Source organism: Kitasatospora sp. NPDC088264, from assembly GCF_040685715.1.
GTDB lineage: Bacteria > Actinomycetota > Actinomycetes > Streptomycetales > Streptomycetaceae > Kitasatospora.
Genome location: NZ_JBFBIR010000082.1, coordinates 1 through 20,827, shown reverse-complemented (window position 1 = coordinate 20,827; position 20,827 = coordinate 1). Strand labels below are relative to the sequence as shown.

Below are 20,827 nucleotides of genomic sequence, written 5' to 3'. Positions count from 1 at the left end.
CGCCGTCACGACCCGATGCCGGACAACCCTTCATGTATGCCCGGGGCCGGATAGCTGATGCCACCCGCCCGCACGACCACCCGCACGACCACCCGCTCAGGCCCGGAACAACGGCTCGTACGCGCCGCCCTCCTCGGCGTTGAGCAGGACGTACGCGGGCCCGAGTCCGACCGCGACCTCCCGCAGCCGGGCCAACGCCGCTGCCACGCCCGGGACTTCGAGGCCGAGCGCGGCGGCGGCCGCGTCCCGCTCCGCGTACAGGCCGGGCTCGTCCTCCAGGTACTCCTCCGCGGCCTCCGCGCTCTCCTCCACCGTCAGCCGCGGGCAGTCCCGCCACCACGGCACGGCCAGCAGCAGCCGGACCAGCTCCGGCAGCCCGACGGCCAGCACCGCCGCGCCGCCCTCCGAGTCGGCGTACAGGACGGGACGCTCCTCGCCGCCCTCCCCGCACAGGAAGAAGGTGCCGCCCGCACCGTCCTTGGCCACCGGCTCCAGGGCCTCGCCGGAGGCGAGCACCACCTCCTCGACGTGCGGGTAGTGGTCGAGGCTGAGGTCGCCCGGCCAGGCCAGGTAGTCGAGGGCGGCGGGGTTGGCGCGGATCACGTCGAGCAGCGGGGTCGTCGGCATGGCGGCCAGCCTAGAACTCGGCGGTGACACTCACGACGGCGGCCGATCGGGGGTGTTCGCCAGCCCTCGTCTCCGACTCGCCCCGGGTGGGGAGTTGATCTCCACGGCGCAGCCGTTGTTGGGTGGCTCCTGTTGCTCTGACCCCCAGCGGCGAAGGAATGTGACACGGTGGACGAGAAATTACCTCCGGACGAGCGGGCCGCACTGTTCGAGGCGCAGCGGCCCCGGCTGCGGGCCGTGGCGTACCGGATGCTCGGCTCGGTGAGCGAGGCCGAGGAGGCCGTCCACGAGGCCTGGCTGCGCTACGACCGCACCGACGCCTCCGACGTGCAGAACCTCCCCGGCTGGCTGACCACGGTGGTCTCGCGGGTCTGCCTCAACCTGCTGCGCGGCCGGGAGCTGCGCCGCGAGGAGCCGCCGGAGGCCGAGGCGGGTGAGCCGGGCCCGACGCGCATCCCGGACCCGCTGCTGCGGCGCGAGGGGGTGGCCGACCCCGGGCAGGAGGTGCTGCTCGGGGACTCGGTGGGCCTGGCACTGATGGTGGTGCTGGAGTCGCTGGCCCCGGCCGAGCGGGTCGCCTTCGTGCTGCACGACCTGTTCGCGGTGCCGTTCGCCGAGATCGCCCCGCTGATCGAGCGGACGGCGGCCGCGACCCGCCGGCTGGCCGACCGGGCCCGCCGCCGGGTTCAGGACCAGGCGCCGGCGCCCGACCCGGACCCGGGCCGTCAGCAGGCCGCCGTGGACGGCTTCTTCGCGGCCGCCCGCGCCGGCGACCTGGGCGCGCTGGTGGCTGTGCTCGCCCCGGGCGTGGTGCTGCGCTCGGACGGCGGCGCGGTGCGGGCCGGGCACCCGGTGGTGCTGGCGGGCGCGACCGCCGTGGCCGACCAGCCGGTGCTGTGGGGCGGGCTGTCGCCGTTCGCCCGCCCGGCGCTGGTCAACGGCGCCGCGGGCGCGGTGGCGATCGGCGAGGGCGGGCGGCCGCTGTCGGTCATGGCGTTCACCGTGGTGGACGGCGCGATCGCGGCGATCGAGGTGCTCACCGATCCGGAGCGGCTGGCGGCGCTGGACCTCTCGGCGTTCCGCGGCTGAACGCGGCGGGCGAGAGGGAGGCCGACCGCCCTCTCACCCGCCCGCGCCGGTCGGCGCCGCGCGTCCCCGGGACGCGCCGTCACCAGCCCTGCGCGACGACCCAGTCGGCGAGGTGGCGGGCGCAGGCGTCGACCGACTCGCGCCAGGTGTGGCTCGCGCCCTCGCCGGCCTCGTCGCTGACGTGCTTGACCAGGCGCACCGGCACCCCGAAACGGTGGGCGACGGCGGCGACGGCGTAGCCCTCCATGTCGACCAGGTCGGCGTGCTCGGCGAGCCGGTCGCGGGCCGCCGGGTCGGAGACGAAGAGGTCGCCGGTGGCCAGCACCGGCCCGTCGCCCTTGCCGACCACCAGCGGGGCGCCGTAGCTGCGGCCGGTGAGCGCCAGCAGGGCCGGGGTGTCGAGGTCGTGCTGGATGACCTGGACGACGTGGTGGGTGCCCTCCCAGCCGGGGCGCAGCGCGCCGGCCGTGCCGAGGTTGATCACCTCGGACGGCTTCTCGCCCTGGGCGAGGACGGTGGCCAGCGCGGCGGTGGCGTTGATCTTCCCTATTCCGGTGAGCAGGACGGGCAGCCGGTCGTCGAGGTGGGCGGCTTCCTCGCGCACGGCGACGACGAGCAGCGGGCGGTCGGGCGTGATCGTTCCAAGCAGGCGCATGCCGCCCATCGTACGGAGGGTGTCCGCCGAAACCGGGTGCACCGACCGAGCCGGGACCGGTGGCGTCACCGCGGGACCGCCCCCGCCGCCGGCCTTGGGGTCCGTCCTCGGCTCCCCGCGCGCCGACGCGGCAACCGGACCTCGCCGTTCCGGCCTGTCCGAGGAACCGCATAGGGTGCATCCCGCGCCGGACGGTTCACCGCCGGCCGCCGGGCGGCGGGGGCCCCGGAGGCGTGCGGGACCCGTGCGCGGCACGCGCGGGGCAAGCTCAAGATCGGCGCAATTCGGGTGTGGCCACGGGGAGTCACGGCCATACTGCTGGCATCGGCCGGGCCCCGGACAGCGGGCCCGACCCCTGGGGAGGATGAGGCGGGTGGCAACACCAGTAGGTAACGGCGCACCGGGCGCCGTGGTCCCGGCACGGCCGAGCGGCCCGCCGGGCACGGCGCCGGCCGTGCCGGGCGTCCGGGGCGTCCCGGCGTCCGGACCCGGCGCCGCGCCGGCCCGGCGGCCGTCGGCCGGGCCCGCGCCGCGCGGCCTGTCCGGCCTGCGGGCCCGGCTGGCGAACGCCACCCGGACGGCGCCGGGCCGGCTGCGACTGGCCGGGGCGGTGCTCGCGGTGCTGACCGTGGCCTTCGGCGCGCTGACCGCCTGGCAGTTGGAGACCAAGGCGGAGGCCGCCGACCGGGTGGTCCAGCACAGCCAGCCGCTGAGCAAGGACGCGGCCGACATCCACCGCCTGCTGGCCCGCGCCGACACCACGGCGGCCACCGGCTTCCTGCTCGCCGGGGCGGAGACGAAGACCGTGCGCGGCGACTACGAGGACGATCTGGCCTCGGCCACCGACCTGATCACCAAGGCCGCCGCGCAGACCACCATCGGCTCCCCCGCGTACCAGAAGCTCACCGAGCTGAGCAAGCAACTCCCCGTCTACGCCGGCCTGGTGGAGACCGCGCGGGCGAACAACCGGCTGGGCCTGCCGCTCGGTGGCGCCTACCTGCGGTACGCCTCCGAGCAGATGCAGGGCACCCTGCTGCCGCGCGCCGCCGAGCTGACCGCCATCGAGAACGACGAGCTGGACAAGGACTACGCCGAGGCGAAGTCCAGCCCGTGGGCCGCGTACGGCCTGGGGGTGCTCACCCTCGGCGCGCTGGTCTGGGTGCAGCTGACGCTGTTCCGCCGCACCAACCGGGTGTTCAACCCCGGCCTGCTCGGGGCCACCGCCGCCGTCCTGGCCGGGGCGCTCTGGCTGGCCGTCACCGGCCTGACCACCAACGCCGCGCTCCAGCAGAGCTGGAAGCAGGGCGCGCAGCCGCTGCGGGCCCTCAACACCGCCCGGGTGCAGGTGCTTTCCGCCCGGCTGGCGGAGAACCTGAACCTCGTCGCCCGCGGCTCCACCACCGCGTACGCGGACCAGTGGACGACGATCACCCGGCAGCTCGCCGGGGGCGAGCCCGCGAACGTCCCGATGGAGCAGCACTCCGGCTCGCTGCGCCAGGCCCTCGACCTGGCCCCCGCGGACGCCCGGCAGCAGATCGGCGAGGCCGACCGGCAGTACGGGACGTGGCGCACCCGGCACGACGCGGCGCACACCCTGGAGACCCAGCAGGCCGACTACCAGGGCGCGCTGCAGGCGACCGTGACGGCGGACCCGGCCGCCGAGGCGAACACCGCGGACGGCGCCTTCAAGGCCACCGACAAGGCGCTCGACCAGGCCGCCACCACCGAGCAGGACCACTTCGAGCGCTCCGCCAAGGGCACCGAGGGCGACCTCCGGCTCGCCGCCCTCGCGGCCGCGCTGCTCGGCGTGGTGGCCGCAGCCGCCGCACTGCGCGGCCTGGGCCGCCGACTGGCCGAGTACCGGTAGAGGGGGGAACGGACACATGCGCAGGAGAACCGCAGGCACCAGGTCGGCCGCCGTGCTGGCGCTGCTGGCCGCCGGCGCGGCCGTGCTCGGCGGGGGCGGGCCGTCCGGCGCCGCGCCCGCGTCCGCCACGGGCGCACCGCAGGCCGTCCGGTCGACCGGGCAGGACCAGGCCGGGCAGGACCAGGCCGAGTCCTGCGACCTGACCAGCACCGTGCCGCCGAGCACCGTGGACGGCCCGGCGGTGAAGGCCATCAAGGCCAAGGGCACCCTGATCATCGGCGTGGACCAGAACAGCTACCGCTGGGGCGCCCGCAACCCGAACACCGGTGAGCTCGAAGGCTTCGACATCGACCTCGCGAGGGCGATCGGCGCGGCCGTCATGGGCGACCCGGCCAAGGTGGTGCTCAAGCCGGTGTCGACCGCCGGCCGGGTCGACGCCCTCACGGGCAACCAGGTCGACCTGATCGTCCGCACCATGACGATCAGCTGCGCCAACCTGAAGAAGGTCGCCTTCTCCCGGTCGTACTTCAACATCAAGCAGCGGGTCCTGGTGCCCCGGTCGTCCACGGCCAGGAACCTCGACGAGGCGATCAGCGGCAGGACGGTCTGCGCCGCGGACGGCTCGGTGGCCAAGGACGTGCTGAACGCGAAGAAGAGCGCCAAGCAGCTCGTCCTGGTGACCAACCAGCTCGACTGCCTGGTCCGCATGCAGCTCGGCAAGGTCGACGCCACCATGACCGACGACGAACTGGCGGTCGGCCAGGCCGCGCAGGACCAGACGGTGAAGGTGGTGGACGGCTTCGAACAGCCGGAGACGATCGGTGTCGCGATGCGCCAGAACAGCACCGACCTCACCGCCCGGGTCAACCAGGTGATCTCCGACTACTACGCGGACAAGGACAAGGGCTGGCAGAAGTCGTTCGAGCAGTGGGTCCAGCCCTACCTGCCCGAGAACTCCAAGGACCCCGGCCTGTACTGGCCGGCCCGCTGACGCACCGGGCGGCGCACGGGCGTCAGCAGGCCGTTGACGCGGTCTTGACGCCCACCGCCCGCTCCGCCCGAACGGCCACCGGCTAGGGTTCGGGACGATCACCACGGGGAGACCGGTGGTGGGCACGGGGGATGTCGTGGGATCGCACGTCAGGTACGTCGGGATCGCACGCGAGGAAGGAAGGACACGGCGTTGGCGGCTTCGGCTGGCCCGGTACTGAGCCGGGAGGAGGTGGACCGCGCGCTGGCGCGCCTCGGCGCGGAGCGGGACGCGGTCGAGTCGGCGCTGCTCGCCCTCCAGGACCATCCGGGCCTGCGGCTGCTCGACGGCGCCGAACTGGCCGGGCGCACGCTGGAGCGCTGGTCCGTCGCCGGGAAGGGCCTGCCGCTGCTCTGGGCGCTGTTCGACCGCTACGCGGAGGCACTGGCCTCGGCGCGCGCGGTACGGGCCCGCAAGGCCAAGCCCGGCGCGCCCGAACTCGCCGAGCTGAGCGAACTGCTCACCGGCGACGCGGTGACCGTCCCCGGCGGCGCGCTGCCGGACGGCCCGCAGCTGCTCGGCGCGCCCGCCCGGCTGGTCGAGCGGATCAGCCTGGACACGCTGATGACCCGGATGAACTCCTGGTACGCCACCGTGCTGGAGGTGGTCAGCGCCGCCGACGCGGTCTGGTCGGCGCTGCCGGCCCGGATCGACCTGCTGCTGGCCGAACTCCACCGGGTGGGCAACCTCGCCGCCTCGCTCGGCGTGCGGGCCGGCGGCCACCCGCTCGCCGACGACCTGGCCGGGCTGGACGCCGACCTCACCGGGCTGCGCGCCGAGGTGCGCGAGGACCCGCTGGCGCTGTGGCGCCCGGCCCGGGTGCCCGCCCAGCGCGGCACCGTGCCGGAGGGCGGCGCCTTCGCCACCCCCGCCGGGGTGGTGGACACCGAGCGGTTCGACCGGGCCGGGCGGGCGCTGGACGGCGTCCGGCTGGAACTGGAGAACCTGCTGCGGCTGCGCGACGACGCCGAGGAGCGCCTCCAGGGCGTCGGCGACCTGCTCCAGCGGGCCGACGCCACCCTGGCCGAGGCCCGCCGGGCGCGCGGCGAGGTGCTGGCGAAGATAGCCTCCAGCGACGTCCCGGCGGTGCCCGGGCCTGCCTCGGCGCTGCGCGAACGGATCGTGACGGCACTGGAGTTGCGCCAGGGCGGCCAGTGGGGCCGGTTGGCGCCGCTGCTGGACACGCTGGAGGACGCCGCCGCCAAGGAGCTGGCCCGGGCCCGGCAGTCGCTCACCGAGGTGACCCAGCCGCTGGCCGTCCGCGCCGAACTGCGCGGCCGGCTGGACGCGTACAAGGCGATGGCCGCCCGGCTGCGGGTCTCCGAGGACCCGGAAGTGATCGAGCGGTACGAGAAGGCGCGCTGGCTGCTGTGGAGCGCGCCCTGCGACCTGCGGGCGGCGGCCGCCGCGGTGGCCCGCTTCCAGCAGTCGCTGCGGCCGGCGCAGGCCGAGGCCGCACAGGAGACGACCGGCCACACGCCGGTCGACGGACAGGTCCAGGGGGGCTGAGGTTGATGGGCGGGACGTGCGTACGGCCGGAGTGCTCCGGCAACGGCAGGATCGACGCGGACGGCTACTGCGACGAGTGCGGGCTCGCCCCGGCCGCGGTGTCCTCCAAGGCTTCCGGGGCTTCCGGGGCCTCCAAGGCCACCGGGGCGCCGGCCGCCGGCCCCGGCGCGCCCTGCCCGAGGGACTGCTCCGGCGCCATCGACGCCGACGGCTACTGCGACGAGTGCGGCCTCACCCCGCCCGGCGGCGACACCGGCGTCACCCAGCCCTACGTCCCGTCCTCCCGGCTCTCCGCCGACTCGGCGCGCAGCGGCTCGATCCGCTCGACCCGCACCGGCTCGGCCCGCTCGATGTCCGGCCGCTCCCGCTCGCACCGCTCGACCCGCACCGGCAGCAGCCGCTCGGTCTCGGTGCGCAGCACCCGAGGCAGCGTCAGCGCGGGCACCCGCAACCGGCTGGGCGCCGGCCTGGTGACGGTGCCGACCGTCGAGACGGCCGATCCGTCGCTGGCGGTGCTGGAGAACCCGGAGGTCCCGGAGCGCAAGCGGTTCTGCTCCAAGTGCGAGACCCCGGTGGGCCGGGAGAAGAACGGCCGGCCGGGCCGCCCGGACGGCTTCTGCACCAAGTGCGGCACGCCGTACTCGTTCACGCCCAAGCTGCGCCGCGGCGACCTGGTCGGCGGGCAGTACGAGGTGGTGGGCTGCCTGGCGCACGGCGGCCTCGGCTGGATCTACCTGGCGATCGACCGGCGGGTCAACGACAAGTGGGTGGTCCTGAAGGGCCTGCTGGACACCGGGGACGAGGACGCGCTCGCCGTGGCCGTCGCCGAGCGCCGCTTCCTGGCCGAGGTGGACCACCCGAACATCGTCCGGATCATCAACTTCGCCGAGCACCTGGACGTCGGCTCCGGCTCCACCGACGGCTACATCGTGATGGAGTACGTCGGCGGCAAGTCGCTCAAGGACATCGCCAACGACCGCCGCACCCCGGACGGCCGGCGCGAGCCGCTGCCCGTCGAGCAGGCGATCGCGTACGCGCTGGAGGCACTGCCCGCGCTCGGGTACCTGCACAGCCGGGGCCTGATCTACTGCGACTTCAAGATCGACAACGTGATCCAGAGCGGCGACACGCTCAAGATCATCGACATGGGCGCCGTCTGCCGCCTCGACCACGACGGCCCGATCTACGGCACCGTCGGCTACCAGGCCCCGGAGATCGCCACCCACGGCCCCTCCCCCGCCTCCGACCTCTACACCGTGGCCCGCACCCTCGCGGTGCTCACCTTCGACTTCCAGGGCTACAGCACCACCTACCGGGACACCCTGCCCGGCCCCGAGGACGTCGAGGTCTTCGCCCGCTACGAGTCGTACTACCGCTTCCTGGTCCGCGCCACCGACCCGGACCCGGCCCGCAGGTTCTCCTCCGCCGACGAGATGGCCGACCAGCTCACCGGCGTGCTGCGCGAGATCCTCGCCCTCCAGGACGGCCGGGCCCGGCCCGCCCTGTCCACCCTCTTCGGCCCCGAACTACGCGTCGTGGACACCGAGTTGGTCATGCCCACCGAGCAGCCCGGACAGCTCCTGGTGACCGCCCTCGACCCGGCCGCCGCCGCCCTCGCGCTGCCCGTCCCGCGCGTCGACCCCGGCGACCCCAACGCCGGCTTCCTCGCCACCCTGCTCGCCACCGACCCCGAGGAGGCGCTCGCCGCCCTGTCCGGCGCGCCCGCCCTCTCCATCGAACGGCGGCTGCGCGAACTGCGCGCCCACCTCGAACTCGGCCGCCGCGCCGCCGCCGAGGAGGCCCTCGACGCCCTGGAACGGGAGTACCCGGACGACTGGCGGGTCGTCTGGTACCGCGGCCTGGTCGCCCTGGTCGGCGCCGTGCACGGGCCGGACGGCCCGGACGGCCCTGGCAGCTCGATCGCCCTGGTCGGCGCCGTGCACGGGCCGGACGGCCCGGACGGCCCGGCTTCGCCCGACGAGGCCGGGCTGCGCGCCGCCGCCGAGGCCTTCGACGCGGTCTACGACGCCTTCCCCGGCGAGGCCGCCCCCAAGCTGGCCCTCGCCATCTGCGCCGAGCTCCTCGGCGACGGCGGCGACGCCGCCGAGTTCTACCGACTGGTCTGGACCACCGACCCGGCCTACCTCAGCGCCGCCTTCGGGCTCGCCCGGGTCCGGCTGGCCGAGGACGACCGGCCCGGTGCCGTCCGCGTCCTGGAGTCCGTCCCGGCCACCTCCAACCAGTACACCGCCGCCCGGATCGCGGCCGTCCGCGCCCGGCTGCGCGAACGGCCCGCCACCGACCCGCTCGCCGCCGACCTCGGCGCCAGCTCCGACCAGCTGACCGCGCTGCGCCTGGACGACCGCCGCCGCGAGGAACTGGCCGTCGAACTGCTCGGCGCCGCCCTCGGCTGGGTCACCGCGGGCTCGACCGGCGCCCAGCAGGGCGGCGGCACCACGGTGCTGGGACGACCTGCGGTGGAGCGGGAACTGCGCTTCGCCCTGGAACAGTCCTACCGGGTACTCGCCCGGTTGGCCGACCGGGCCGAGACCAGGATCGAGATGGTGGAGCGGGCCAACCGCGCCCGCCCCAGGACGTGGGTGTAGCCGATGCCGCAGCAGACCGTGTGCCCGAGCTGTTCCGAACCGCTGGAGCCGGAGGACGCCTACTGCGGCGCCTGCGGCGCCAGCCGGGACGGCCGGACCGCCCCGGGCGCGATGCCCGCGAACTGGGCCACCGGCCGGGCCGAGGGCGTCCCGCCCCAGCACGGGCCGGTCTGCGCGCACTGCGGGCTGCCGCAGGTCACCGCGGACGGCTACTGCGAGGCGTGCGGCGGCGCCCAGCCGCGCCCGCGCGACCACATGGAGAAGTCCCTCGCGGGCGTCGCCGGGGTCAGCGACCGCGGCGTGCGCCACCACCGCAACGAGGACTCCTTCACCATCGCCGCCACCTCGCTGCCCGGCGGCGAGCCGGTCGTGGTCGCCGTGGTCTGCGACGGCGTCTCCTCCTCCGACCGGCCTGACGAGGCCTCCGAGACCGCCGTCGACGCCGCCTCCGAGTCGCTGCTGAGCGCCCTGGAGGCGGGCCGCGAACCCACCGCCGCCATGCGCCAGGCCATCGCCGACGCCGCCGGGGCCGTCGCCGACCTCGCCCAGGCCGGCCCCGGGCCCGCCCGGCCCGACCTCAACGCGCCCGCCTGCACCTACGTCAGCGCCATAGCCTCCGGCGGCCGGATCACCATCGGCTGGGTCGGCGACACCCGCGCCTACTGGATCCCGGACGACCGCGCCGGCGCCGAGCCCTTCCGGCTCACCCAGGACGACTCCTGGGCGGCCCGGATGGTCGAGGCCGGGCTGATGAGCGAGGCCGAGGCGTACGCCGACCCGCGCGCCCACGCGATCACCGGGTGGCTCGGCGCCGACGCCGAGGAGGTCGTCCCGCACACCCTCGACTTCACGCCGCACGTCCCCGGGGTGCTGCTGATCTGCACCGACGGGCTGTGGAACTACGCCGAGGCCGCCACCGACCTGGCGTACTTCGTCCGGCCGGACGCCCGCACCGAACCGCTCGCGGCGGCACAGACCCTGGTGAAGTTCGCGATCGCCGCCGGCGGCCACGACAACATCACCGTCGCCGTCCTGCCGATCGACCCGCCGGCCGCGGGCGCCGCTGCCGGCGTCGGTGCCGATGTCGATGCCGAGGACCAGGGCGAGGACGAGGACGACCCCCGGACCGCCACCGCGCTCGACCTGCCGCTGATCACCGCGGCGGGTGCCAGGCGCGCCGCCGAGGAGGACGAGGACTACGAGCCGACCCTGCCGGACCTCCCGGTGATCGGCTCCCCCGCCGCCCCGCTGCCCCCCGCCGCCCCGCCGGCGCCCCCCGCACCGCCCACCGCTCCCGCCGCACCCACCGTCCCCCCGCAGCCGCCGCACCCGCCGACGGCCTGACCGGACGCCGCCCGCCCGGGGCCGACCCCGGCGGTCACCCGGTCCGCCGGCCCGCCCCCGACGCGGCCGGCCCCCACCGACCGATCCGTACCGACGACCCTTCCGACGGGAGCCACCGGCCCATGGCAACACTGGCGAAGCCGAACCTGCCCAGGTTCGACGTGGAGATCTTCCAGAACGAGTACCTTGCCGACGGCGCCCGCGAGGTCAACGCCATCGTCACGGTCACCGCGACCGGCGGCGGCACCTCCGGCGGCCGCCCGCTCGGCATCGCCGACGCGGGCGGCCCGCAGAGCGCCGACACCGCCGCGGCCGTGGTGATCCTGGTGGACTGCTCGGGCTCGATGGACTACCCCAAGACCAAGATCAACGGCGCCCGCGAGGCCACCGCCGCCGCCATCGACGCGCTGCGCGACGGCACCGCCTTCGCCGTGGTCGCCGGCACCCACGAGGCCCGCGACATCTACCCCGGCGACGGCACCCTCGCCACCGCCTCCGCCACCACCCGCGGCCACGCCAAGGAGTCCCTGCGCCGCCTCACCGCCGCCGGCGGCACCGCGATGGGCACCTGGCTGGCCAAGGCCGACAAGCTCTTCCTGACCCGCCGCGACATCGCCATCCGGCACGCCGTCCTGCTCACCGACGGCAACAACGAGCACGAGTCGGCGGTCGACCTGGAACGCGCCATCGAGCGGGTCACCGGACACTTCACCGCCGACTGCCGCGGCGTCGGCACCGACTGGCGGATCGACGAGCTGCGCAAGATCTCCTCGGCGCTGCTCGGCACCGTCGACATCGTCGCCGAACCCTCCGGCCTGGCCGAGGACTTCCGCTCGATGATGGCCGGCGCCATGGGCAAGCAGGTCGCCGACGTCGCGCTGCGGATCTGGACCCCGGCCAACGCCGCGGTCAAGTTCGTCAAGCAGGTCGCCCCCGCGGTCGAGGACCTCACCGCCCGGCGCGCCGAGGCCGGCCCCCGGGCCGGCGACTACCCCACCGGCTCCTGGGGCGACGAGAGCCGCGACTACCACGTCTGCGTCGAGGTCCCGGCCGCCTCCATCGGCAACGAGATGCTCGCCGCCCGGATCAGCCTGGTGCTGCCCCCGCAGGTCGGCAGCGGCACCCCCGAGGTGCTCTCCCAGGGCCTGGTCAAGGCGGTGTGGACCGACGACCTGGCCTCCTCCACCCGGATCAGCCCGCAGGTCGCCCACTACACCGGGCAGGCCGAGCTGGCCTCCTCCATCCAGGAGGGCCTGGAGGCCCACCGGGCCGGGGACGTCGACACCGCCACGTCCAAGCTGGGCGCCGCCGTCCGGATCGCGCACGCGACCGGCAACGAGGGCACCTACAAACTGCTGCAGAAGGTGGTGGACGTGGTGGACCCGAAGGAGGGTACGGTTCGGTTCCGTAAGAACGTGAGCGAGGCCGACTCGATGACCCTTGAGACCCGGTCGACCAAGACGGTGCGTGTGAAGAAGTGACCGCTGAAGACGTGACCGGGCCGACGACCCGGTGCGACGCCGCCCCAAGCCGGCTCGATGTGAGGGGGAACTGATGCCGATCTGCCCGAGGGGCCACGAGTCGCAGGCCGAGGACTGGTGCGACTTCTGCGGCTTCCCGATGACTCCGCCGGCCCCGACGCCGCCCGGAGCCCACCCGGGAGCCCACGGGTCCCACGGGGCCCATCCGGGGGCGTACGGCTCCCACCCGGTGCCCGGGGCACCCGCCTCGCCCGAGGCACCCGACTCGTTCGAGCAGTCCAGGCACCCGGACCACCGCGGCACGCCCTACGGCGCGCCGCTGTCGCCTCCGCCGATGCCGCCGGGGAGCGTCCCGCCGCAGCCCGGCGCGATGCCGCCGCCACCGGCCCAGGGCCACCCCAACCTGACCGAGGGCCTGACGGTCTGCCCGATCTGCCGCAGCCCGCAGACCGGACGGTTCTGCGAGGAGTGCGGGTACGACTACGAGCTCTCCACCCCCTCGCGCCGCCAGCCGCCGCTGAACATCCCGGCGGCGTACGGCGGCGCGCCGGCCGCACAGCCGCCGTTCGGCCAACCGCCGTACGGCCAACCGCCCCTCCCGCAGCAGCCGCAGCCGCAGCACACCCAGCACCCGCAGCAGGCCCCCGCGCCCGCGCACACCTACGGCTACCCTCCCTCCCTGCCCGCCAACGGGCAGGAGGGGCCCACGCCGGAGGGCGCGTTCCCCGAGGCCCCCGTCCGCGAGGACTCCGGCCCGGTGTACGCCGAGCCCCCCGGACCGAACAACCGCGGCGGCGACTTCGGCACCTCGTTCCACCTCGCCCCGCCGCATCAGCAGCAGCCGCAGCAACCCCAGCAGCCGCAACCGACGGCCGCCCCCGCGAAGCCGCTCCGGGCCAACTGGATCGCGGTGGTCTCGGCCGACCGCGAGTACTTCACCGAGATGATGGCCCGCAGCGGCCCCGAGGCGGCCGGCCTGTTCTTCCCGCCGTACTGCCCCGAGCGGCGCATCCCGCTGACCGGCCGCGGCCAGCTGCGGATCGGGCGGCGCAGCCAGCACCGCGGCACCGTGCCGGAGATCGACCTGTCGGTGCCGCCGGAGGACCCGGGCGCCTCGCACCAGCACGCGATGCTCGCCGAACAGGCGGACGGCAGCTGGGTCCTGGTGGACCAGGACTCGACCAACGGCACCACCGTGAACGGCGGCGCGGAGCCGATCGCCCCGCACACCGCCGTGCCGCTGAACGACGGCGACCGGATCCACATCGGAGCCTGGACGACGATCACGGTGCACCGCGCCTGAAAGGCCGTCGGCAATAACTCCGGCCGGGCCGGGCGGAATTCAACTTCCGCCCGGCCCGGCTTGTTCCCGATTCCTCAAACGATCCACAAATTCGTCGCCACCGACGTGCACAGGGACCTTCGCAAGCCCTAGGCTCAGGCCACATGACTGCAGCTATATCCGCCGACGGCATCCGTCAGCGGTACGGGGACGTGCAGGCCGTCGACGGGGTGTCCCTCACCGTCGAGGCCGGCGAATTCTATGGAATCCTGGGCCCCAACGGCGCCGGGAAGACCACCACGATGGAGATCCTGGAAGGCGTCCGCAAGCCGGACGAGGGCCGGGTCGAGCTGCTGGGACTGGCGCCCTGGCCGCGCAATCCGAAACTGCTGCCGCGCATCGGCGTGCAGTTCCAGGCCTCCGCCTTCTTCCGGAAACTGACGGCCCGGGAGACCATCCGCACCTTCGCGTCGTTCTACGGGGTCGGCCCCAAGCGGGCCGACGCGATGCTGGAGCGGGTCGGCCTGACCGACAAGGCCGACGTCATGACCGACCAGATGTCGGGCGGTCAGGCGCAGCGCCTGTCGATCGCCTGCGCGCTGGCCCACGACCCGGAGATCGTCTTCCTGGACGAGCCCACCACCGGCCTCGACCCGCAGGCCCGGCGCAACCTCTGGGACCTCCTGCGGGACATCAACGGCGAGGGCCGCACGGTCGTCCTGACCACCCACTACCTGGACGAGGCCGAGGTGCTCTGCGACCGGGTCTCGATCATGGACCACGGGAAGATCCTGCACACCGGCGCCCCGGCGACGCTGATCCGCGAGATCGACGACACCGTCCGGATCAGCATCGCGTCCGGCCAGCTGTCCGTCGAGCGCGCCCGTGACCTGCTCACCACGGCCGGCGCCGACATCGCCGCCCTGGAGGACGACAGCGTCTCGCTCTCCGTCTCCACCCGCCTCCCGGCCCCGGTCCTGAGCGTCCTGGCCGAGCAGAACGCGCTGCGCGGCCTCGAAGTGCGCGGCGCCACCCTGGAGGACGTCTTCCTCCAGCTGACCGGACGGGAGTACCGCGCATGACCGCCAGCACGTCCACCGAGCCGAAGACCCCCGCCCGGCGCGACGGGTCGAGCGGCGGCGCGAGCGCCGAGCGGGAGCGGGTCAGCGCGTTCTGGAGCCTGTCCCGCGCGATGCTGCTCGGCATGAAGCGCGACCGCACCGCGACCTTCTTCATCCTGCTCTTCCCGCTGGTGTTCCTGGTGTTCTTCGGCACCGTGGGCAAGGGCTCCGGCAGCCCGCACGCCAAGGTGGCGCAGGTCGGCGCGGTGAAGCTGTTCGACTCGATCCAGGGCGAGGGCCGGGTCGACCTGGACAAGGTCCTCACCATCACCAGGACCGACGACGCGGCCGCCACACTGGAGAAGGTCCGCAAGGGCGACTTCGACGCGATGATCGAGCAGGGCCCGGACGGCAAGGTCGAGCTGCGCTTCAGCGCCGCCGACACGGTCCGTGCCGGCGCGCTCCAGGGCATCGTCAACTCGGTGGTCCAGAGCGCCAACCAGGCCGCCACCGGCCAGAAGCCGGCCTACGTGCTGGACGCCCAACAGGTAGAGGACCAGTCGCTCAAGCCGATCCAGTTCCTCACCCCCGGCCTGCTCGGCTGGGCCGTCGCCACCGGCGCGGTGTTCGGTGCCGCGCTGACCCTGGTCGGGTGGCGCAAGAGCAAGGTGCTGCGCCGGCTGCGGCTGGCCCCGGTGAGTGCGGGCACGGTCATCAGCTCCAGGATCCTGGTCTCGCTGCTGACCTCGCTCCTCCAGACCACCGTCTTCCTGACGGTCGCCACCAACTTCTTCGGGCTCAAGCTCACCGGCAACTGGTGGCTGGTCATCCCGCTGGTGGCCTGCGCGACGCTCGCCTTCATGTCGATCGGCCTGCTGGCCGGTTCGGTCGCCAAGACCGAGGAGGCGGCCAACGGCATCTCGCAGATCATCGTGCTGCCGATGTCCTTCCTGTCCGGCGCGTTCATCCCGCTGGACAGCGCGCCCGGCTGGCTGGAGACCATCTCCAAGGTCATGCCGCTGCGCTACCTGGTGACGGCCGCCCAGTCGGTGCTGACCCGCGGCGGCGGCGTCATGGACGCCCTGCCCACCATGGGCGGGCTGCTGCTCTTCGCGGCCGTGCTGACCGGCGTCGCCTGGAAGCTGTTCAAGTGGGAGGACGTGTGACCGCCGCCCCGGTCGCCTGAGCCCCGACACACGCCCTGCGGGGTCGTACGCCTTTGGTCCCGGTGTACGACCCCGTCGGCGTCTGCGACCATGGTCGGGTGAAAGAGATCCGGCGAGGAACGTTCAGCGAGGAGACCTTCTTCGACCAGGTCGGCGGCGAACCGACCTTCCGGCGACTGGTCCACCGGTTCTACCAGGGCGTCGCCGAGGACGAGTTGCTCCGGCCGATGTACCCCGAGGAGGACCTCGGCCCGGCCGAGGAGCGGATGGCCCTGTTCCTGATGCAGTACTGGGGCGGCCCGCGCACCTACAGCGAGCAGCGCGGCCACCCCCGGCTGCGGATGCGGCACGTGCCGTTCAAGGTCGACCGCGCCGCGCACGACGCCTGGCTCAGGAACATGCGGGCCGCCGTGGACGACCTGGCCCTGCCGGCCGAGGCCGAGCAGCAGCTCTGGGAATACCTCACCTACGCCGCCGCCTCGATGATCAACACCCCGGGCTGAGCCCCGGGCCGGGCCCGGTTACCGGATCGGGCTGAGCCCCCGGCTGGGTTACCGGAGCGCGCTGAGCCCCAGCCCCGCGCCGGGCGCGGCCGCCGTCCGGACCGCCACCGAACCGGCCGGGGCGCTCAGCCGCAGCCAGCCGCCCGCCCGGTGCACGGTGAGCGGGGCCCCGGGCTTCAGGAAGCCGATCACGTACGCCGCGTGCACCGCCCGCAGCGGCAGCTCCGGCAGCACGGAGACCGGGCGGGACCAGATCTCGTCGGCCAGCGCGTCCAGCACCGCACGGCCGCGGTGGTGCGCCGGGACGGCCTCGCTGCGCTCACGGAACTCCCGCACCCCGGCCATCAGTTCCGGGTACACCTCGGCCGCCGGCGGCGCCCCGACCGGCCGCCAGCCGGTGCGCGGCGGCAGCAGCCCGGCCCAGGCCGGTCCGGTCACCGGGGCGGGCAGCTCGACGGCACCCGTCCCGGCGTCCACGCCGTCCAGCAGCTGGCCCGCCGAGACCGTCAGATCGGTCGGCTCGGCCGGCCCGGTCAGCCGGGCGGTGCGGATCGCCAGCGCGCCCGAACCGCCCAGCGGCAGCCGGCCGAAGACCGCCAGCACGCCGTCCTCCCCGGCCGGGGCCACCGCCTGCAACCGGACGGCCGCCGCCTTGTCGAAGCGCAGCAGGCGCAGCAGGAACGCGGAGAGGTCGGCGGCCTCCCCGGCGTCGGTGAGGGCGAGGCGGGCGGTGATGGTCAACGCGGGTCAGCTCGAATCGTCGGAGGTGGGTGCTCAGGCGGCGACTACGGCGGGCTCCTCGTCCATGAAGCGGGACAGGAACTCCCGCTCCACGGGCGAGATCCGGCGCGGCCGGCCCTCCGCCAGGTCGTAGGGCACGACCACGGTGGACGCCTGGACGTACACCGTCTCGGTGCCGTCCTCGGCGACGTCCTTGATCTCGTAGGACACGGTCAGCGAGGCGCCGCCGATGCGGGTCACCCTGGTCTCGACGGTGACCGGCTCCGGCCGGTGCACCAGCGGGCGCTTGTAGTCGATCTCGTGGCGGGCCACCACCGAGCCGCCCGCGAACTCCCCCGCCCCGGCCTCGGCGGCCTGGGTGAACATGAAGTCGATCCGGGCCTCCTCCAGGTAGCGCAGGAAGACCACGTTGTTGACGTGGCCGAACGCGTCCATGTCGGACCAGCGCAGCGGGCAGGCGTAGATGTGGCGGGCCACAGGTGTTCTCCTCGACGTCCGGTCGCCCGCCGCCGTGCGGTGGCGGCGGGCCGGCGGCCGGCAGGCCGCCCCGAGGGGCAGTCTGCCGGGCCGCCGTGACGGCTGGGTGTCAGCCGCGGGTCAGCTTCTTGTACGTGGCCCGGTGCGGGCGGGCCGCGTCGGCGCCGAGCCGCTCGATCTTGTTCTTCTCGTACGACTCGAAGTTGCCCTCGAACCAGAACCACTTGCTCTCGCCCTCGTAGGCGAGGATGTGGGTGGCCACCCGGTCCAGGAACCAGCGGTCGTGGGAGATGACCACGGCGCAGCCGGGGAACTCCAGCAGGGCGTTCTCCAGCGAGGAGAGCGTCTCGACGTCGAGGTCGTTGGTGGGCTCGTCGAGGAGCAGCAGGTTGCCGCCCTGCTTGAGGGTGAGCGCCAGGTTCAGGCGGTTGCGCTCACCGCCGGACAGCACGCCGGCCGGCTTCTGCTGGTCCGGGCCCTTGAAGCCGAAGGCCGACACGTAGGCGCGGGACGGCATCTCGACCTGGCCGACGTTGATCCAGTCCAGACCGTCGGAGACGACCTCCCAGAGGGTCTTCTTCGGGTCGATGTTGGCACGGCTCTGGTCGACGTAGCTGATCTTGACGGTCTCGCCGACCTTGACCACGCCGGAGTCCGGGGTCTCCATGTCCTGGAGCATCTTGAACAGCGTGGTCTTGCCGGCGCCGTTGGGACCGATGATGCCGACGATGCCGTTGCGCGGCAGGGTGAAGCTGAGGTCGTCGATCAGGATCTTCTCGCCGAAGGCCTTGGAGAGGTTCTCCACCTCGATGACGATGCTGCCCAGACGCGGGCCCGGCGGGATCTGGATCTCCTCGAAGTCCAGCTTCCGCATCTTGTCCGCCTCGGCCGCCATCTCCTCGTAGCGGGCCAGACGGGCCTTGGACTTCGCCTGGCGGCCCTTGGCGTTGGAGCGGACCCACTCCAGCTCCTCGCGGAGCCGCTTGGCGCGCTTGGCGTCCTTCTGGCCCTCGACCTTGAGGCGGGACTGCTTGGACTCCAGGTAGGTGGAGTAGTTGCCCTCGTAGCCGATGGCGCGGCCGCGGTCGAGCTCCAGGATCCAGCCGGCCACGTTGTCCAGGAAGTACCGGTCGTGGGTGACGGCGACGACGGTGCCGGGGTACTTGGCCAGGTGCTGCTCCAGCCAGTTCACCGACTCGGCGTCCAGGTGGTTGGTGGGCTCGTCGAGGAGCAGCAGGTCGGGGGACTCCAGCAGCAGCTTGCAGAGCGCCACGCGGCGCTTCTCGCCACCGGAGAGCTTGGTGACCGGCCAGTCGCCGGGCGGGCAGCCCAGCGCGTCCATGGCCTGCTCCAGCTGGGCCTCCAGGTCCCACGCGTTGGCGTGGTCCAGGTCCTCCTGGAGCTTGCCCATCTCGTCCAGCAGGGCGTCCGAGTAGTCGGTCGCCATCAGCTCGGCGATCTCGTTGAAGCGGTTGAGCTTCCCCTTGATCTCCTTGACGCCGTCCTCGACGTTCTCCAGGACGGTCTTGGTCTCGTCGAGCGGCGGCTCCTGGAGCAGCATGCCGACGGTGAAACCGGGCGAGAGGAAGGCGTCGCCGTTGGAGGGGTGCTCCAGGCCGGCCATCATCTTCAGCACGGTGGACTTGCCCGCGCCGTTGGGGCCCACGACGCCGATCTTCGCCCCGGGGAGGAAGCTGAGCGTCACGTCGTCAAGGATGACCTTGTCTCCGTGCGCCTTGCGCACCTTGCGCATCGTGTAGATGTATTCCGCCACGTGAGATCGCTCCGGCGTCGTCGGGAGTATTCGGCTTGCAGCCTTCCATTGTGCCGCACCCGGCCGGGAGCCCCGAACGCCCGGTGTGCCCCACGGGGGTATCCGCAGCGCGGGGTTGAACGGCGAAGGCCCGGCCCCCGCAGCGGGTGCGGGGGCCGGGCCGGGTGCCGTCAGGGCCTCAGGAGGTCAGCGCCTCCGGGCCTGCGGGGCGGTTCAGGCGGCGGTGCGACCGTGGCGGCCACGGCGGCGCAGGACGAAGACCGCGGCGCCACCGGCCAGGACCAGGCCACCGGCGACGGCGGCGAGGATCGGGGTCGAGTCACTGGCACCGGTCTGGGCCAGGCCACCGGTGCCCGGGGCGGAGCTGGTCGCGGCCGGGCTCGGGTGCGCGCCGGCGGCGGTGCTGGCACCGGCCGACGGGGTGCCGGCCTGGCTCGGGGTGCCACTCGGGGTGCCGGTCGGGGCGGTGCTCGGGGCGGCGCTCGGGGTGCCGGTCGCGGCCGGGGTCGACGGGCCGGAGGTCGGCGGGGTCACGCCGGTCTTGCAGTCCAGGACGCCCTTGAACTCCTTGGCGAAGCCGTTCGGGCCGGTGACGTTGATGTCGTAGGCGGCCTTCTCGGCGACCGGGACGAGCACGTTCTCGGTCTTGCCCGGCTGGACGGTCAGCTGCTTGCCCGGCTTGACCGTGACGGTGGCGGCCTCGTCACCGCCGTTGGTGACGGTGACGCGCACGCCGTTGTTCTCGCACTCGACCTGGGCGGTGCTGTCGACCAGCGCGCCCGCGCCCTGCTTCCAGGTGGCCTTGGCGCCGGCGGAGACGCTGAGCTTGCTGGAACCGGCCAGGATCATGCTCTGGCTGTGCCGCTTCGGGTCGTAGCCCTCGCTGAGGAAGACCCGGCCGCTGGGCACGACGGTGTCGGCGGCGGCGGCGAGGGCGACCGAGCCGTCCGGGGTGCCGGCCGGCACGTCCAGGAACAGCTGGGTGTCCTTGATCGGACCGGTCAGGGTGGCGCCGACCGGCTTGCCGTCCTTGTCCACCACCTTGACCTTGTCGGCGGCGTCACCGGTGACGGTGAGCTTCACCTCGGCCGCGCTGGACTTGAGGGTGAAGGGGCCGAGCTTGTTGCCGGACTTGCCGGAGACGGAGTCCGGGTTGAGGGTCAACGAGGGGTTGGGCTCGGCGGCGATGCCCTTGTTGGCGTCGCCGAGCAGGTAGTCGCGCAGCTTCTTGGCCTTGGCGTTGCGCGGGGTGGCGTTCTTGTTGTCCGAGAACTTCCAGATCGCGGCCTGGGTGCCCGCGGCGGCGTCCTCGGCGGTCAGGCCGTCGACGCCGACGGTCTTGCCGAGCGCCGTCAGGTCCTTGACCTGCGGGTAGGAGTTCTCCAGGATCCAGCGGATCTTGGAGGCCGCCTCGACCTTGTTCTTGCCGCCGAGGGAGCTCGACTTCCAGTCCGACTCCTGGTACTTCGCGGCGCTGTCCAGGTAGACCGGGTTGTCGAAGTCGATGCAGTAGGTCTGGATCTCGCCGTTGGACGTCTTGAGGGTGAACAGACCGCCGTCGACGGTCCCCTTGCCCTCGACGTCGATCTTCTCGCCCAACATCGTGTTCTGGAGG

The 20,827-nt window shown here is 73.7% G+C and carries 17 protein-coding genes; 11 read left to right on the top strand and 6 right to left on the bottom strand.

From position 1 onward, the window contains the following. Positions 1-96: 96 nt before the first annotated feature. The gene (locus AB0O82_RS35425) at positions 97-627 is read right to left on the bottom strand and encodes a hypothetical protein (protein ID WP_363588629.1); all 531 of its coding nucleotides are present in this window, start codon (positions 625-627) and stop codon (positions 97-99) included. A gap of 168 nt (positions 628-795) precedes the next feature. Here AB0O82_RS35425 and AB0O82_RS35420 point away from each other — a divergent pair, with 168 nt between their 5' ends. Beyond that, a complete protein-coding gene (locus tag AB0O82_RS35420; protein WP_363588627.1) occupies positions 796-1,716 on the top strand; it encodes a sigma-70 family RNA polymerase sigma factor in 921 nt (306 codons plus the stop codon). 79 nt (positions 1,717-1,795) lie between these two features. On the opposite strand, the gene AB0O82_RS35415 is transcribed toward AB0O82_RS35420, so the two are convergent. Next, positions 1,796-2,371 (bottom strand): nucleosidase, encoded by a 576-nt coding sequence (locus AB0O82_RS35415; protein WP_244293463.1) that lies wholly within the window; start codon positions 2,369-2,371, stop codon positions 1,796-1,798. 373 nt (positions 2,372-2,744) lie between these two features. Here AB0O82_RS35415 and AB0O82_RS35410 point away from each other — a divergent pair, with 373 nt between their 5' ends. From AB0O82_RS35410 to AB0O82_RS35365, 10 genes are all read left to right on the top strand, one after another. Beyond that, positions 2,745-4,238 carry a hypothetical protein gene (locus AB0O82_RS35410; RefSeq protein WP_363588625.1) on the top strand — a complete coding sequence of 498 codons (1,494 nt, stop codon included), beginning with the start codon at positions 2,745-2,747 and terminating at the stop codon, positions 4,236-4,238. A gap of 16 nt (positions 4,239-4,254) precedes the next feature. Continuing rightward, positions 4,255-5,229 (top strand): transporter substrate-binding domain-containing protein, encoded by a 975-nt coding sequence (locus AB0O82_RS35405; RefSeq protein ID WP_363588623.1) that lies wholly within the window; start codon positions 4,255-4,257, stop codon positions 5,227-5,229. A gap of 192 nt (positions 5,230-5,421) precedes the next feature. After that, entirely contained in the window at positions 5,422-6,777 is a 1,356-nt protein-coding gene (locus AB0O82_RS35400; protein WP_363588622.1) for a hypothetical protein, read from the top strand. Positions 6,778-6,782: 5 nt separating this feature from the next. Continuing rightward, positions 6,783-9,383: a tetratricopeptide repeat protein gene (locus AB0O82_RS35395; protein WP_363588621.1), complete on the top strand. Its 2,601-nt coding sequence runs from the start codon at positions 6,783-6,785 to the stop codon at positions 9,381-9,383. A 3-nt stretch (positions 9,384-9,386) separates the two neighbouring features. After that, on the top strand, positions 9,387-10,727 hold the full coding sequence (locus AB0O82_RS35390; RefSeq protein WP_363588620.1) for a protein phosphatase 2C domain-containing protein: 1,341 nt from the start codon (positions 9,387-9,389) through the stop codon (positions 10,725-10,727). A 122-nt stretch (positions 10,728-10,849) separates the two neighbouring features. After that, positions 10,850-12,208, top strand: a complete 1,359-nt coding sequence (locus AB0O82_RS35385) for a VWA domain-containing protein (RefSeq protein WP_063349411.1) — start codon at positions 10,850-10,852, stop codon at positions 12,206-12,208. Between the two features lie 334 nt (positions 12,209-12,542). After that, on the top strand, positions 12,543-13,511 hold the full coding sequence (locus AB0O82_RS35380; RefSeq protein WP_363588619.1) for an FHA domain-containing protein: 969 nt from the start codon (positions 12,543-12,545) through the stop codon (positions 13,509-13,511). A gap of 143 nt (positions 13,512-13,654) precedes the next feature. Next, positions 13,655-14,572: an ABC transporter ATP-binding protein gene (locus tag AB0O82_RS35375; RefSeq protein ID WP_363588618.1), complete on the top strand. Its 918-nt coding sequence runs from the start codon at positions 13,655-13,657 to the stop codon at positions 14,570-14,572. Next, positions 14,569-15,717, top strand: a complete 1,149-nt coding sequence (locus tag AB0O82_RS35370; protein ID WP_363588617.1) for an ABC transporter permease — start codon at positions 14,569-14,571, stop codon at positions 15,715-15,717. The genes AB0O82_RS35375 and AB0O82_RS35370 overlap by 4 nt, the downstream gene beginning before the upstream one ends. Positions 15,718-15,815: 98 nt before the next feature. Further along, positions 15,816-16,220, top strand: a complete 405-nt coding sequence (locus AB0O82_RS35365) for a globin (protein ID WP_363588615.1) — start codon at positions 15,816-15,818, stop codon at positions 16,218-16,220. 48 nt (positions 16,221-16,268) lie between these two features. Here the strand turns inward: AB0O82_RS35365 and AB0O82_RS35360 are convergent, their stop codons facing one another. The 4 genes from AB0O82_RS35360 to AB0O82_RS35345 all read right to left on the bottom strand — a co-directional run. Beyond that, the gene (locus AB0O82_RS35360) at positions 16,269-16,961 is read right to left on the bottom strand and encodes a hypothetical protein (protein ID WP_363588613.1); all 693 of its coding nucleotides are present in this window, start codon (positions 16,959-16,961) and stop codon (positions 16,269-16,271) included. 33 nt (positions 16,962-16,994) lie between these two features. Then, a complete protein-coding gene (locus AB0O82_RS35355) occupies positions 16,995-17,438 on the bottom strand; it encodes a thioesterase family protein (RefSeq protein WP_063349408.1) in 444 nt (147 codons plus the stop codon). A gap of 109 nt (positions 17,439-17,547) precedes the next feature. Next, a complete protein-coding gene (gene ettA / locus AB0O82_RS35350) occupies positions 17,548-19,212 on the bottom strand; it encodes an energy-dependent translational throttle protein EttA (RefSeq protein WP_079135893.1) in 1,665 nt (554 codons plus the stop codon). Between the two features lie 213 nt (positions 19,213-19,425). Continuing rightward, positions 19,426-20,827 (bottom strand): Cys-Gln thioester bond-forming surface protein (locus AB0O82_RS35345; RefSeq protein WP_363588611.1); only part of this gene is annotated, 1,402 nt, incomplete at its 5' end.